This window comes from Mycobacterium sp. IDUB_19, assembly GCF_055419445.1.
Genome location: NZ_JBVAXR010000158.1, coordinates 1 through 1,144, shown reverse-complemented (window position 1 = coordinate 1,144; position 1,144 = coordinate 1). Strand labels below are relative to the sequence as shown.

1 protein-coding gene is annotated in these 1,144 nt (G+C 59.7%); it reads right to left on the bottom strand.

Translation table 11 applies throughout. The features are described 5' to 3' along the window. Positions 1–120: 120 nt before the first annotated feature. Positions 121–789 carry an ANTAR domain-containing protein gene (locus ACZY0B_RS27610; protein ID WP_463767398.1) on the bottom strand — a complete coding sequence of 223 codons (669 nt, stop codon included), beginning with the start codon at positions 787–789 and terminating at the stop codon, positions 121–123. Positions 790–1,144 lie beyond the last annotated feature (355 nt).

Here is a 1,144-nt window from a genome sequence, read left to right as displayed (position 1 = left end):
GGGCTCGGATGCTGTTGGCATGTTTTGCGAAAACCGATTCGCGCGGTGCCACTAAGCAGATCGCCCGGACGTATAGCGAAGTGCTCTGAAGTTTCTTGAACCATCGGTGACCAGGAGTCGCTAGGTGCTCGGATGCTCGATTTCTATGAGCTTCTGGGCAACGTGGGCCAGTCGGGTGTTCGACTGCTGCGACAACGTCGTCAACAGGCCGAACGCCGAAGCCGCGTCGATATCGAAGCGTTCCATGAGCATGCCCTTGGCCTGGCCGATGATGTCGCGGGTTTCAAGTGCACGGCGAAGGTGCTCGTTCTCCCGAGCCATCGCCTGCGCGTAGCGCTGGTCCGCGCGTACGGAGGCGACCAGGGCAGACAGCACGTGGAGTTGCTCGGCGGCACCAAGCGTTGCGCCGCCTGCGATGTTCTGCGACAACGCAGACAACGCCTCCTCAAGTGATGTGATCTCGGCTACCCGGAGAAGCGCTCCGATCTGCTCGTCGCCATCGTCGACCGAGGTGCTGCTGCACGTCCACACCTTCGGAACAAAGACGTCCGGATTCTGCGGGTCGGCGATGTCGTACCTGAAGATCGGCATGGTGTCGGTTCCGCGCGTGCGCAACGCAGACTCGACGGACAGGAGAAGCACGGACGAACCGTTGGCCTGCGGATCACGAGGGTCGTCGGGAAACACGTCGAAAACGAAGTTACCGAGCAGCTCATCACGCTGCCGCATGGAAACAGCCTCATAGGTCGGGTTCGCGCCACGAATACGAAGATCGCGGTCCAGCAACATCACGCCAACGTGGAAGTACTCGGATGTCACTGAGGCCGCAAGCGCATCGAAGCGATGCTGGTCAAGCATGCGCGACATCCGCGGCTTCGAGGACATGCGATATTTTTACCCGCGCTCACTAGGTTAAACAACTTAACTATTCAATTTATTAACATAGTTAATCTAACCGAGCTTGAGCCTCGGGGGCGAAGGCTTCCTGCGGTTCCGGATCGGCGCAAAGCGATCCAAGCCGTCCACGCCTGTCCGGCACCACATCCTGACCGCCGTTCTAACTCGGTTGCACCACCCCGCGGCAAACAGCCTGACCAGAACTGCTGAGCGCGCCCGTGTGCCATGATGTCCAAGCTGTCGAGAG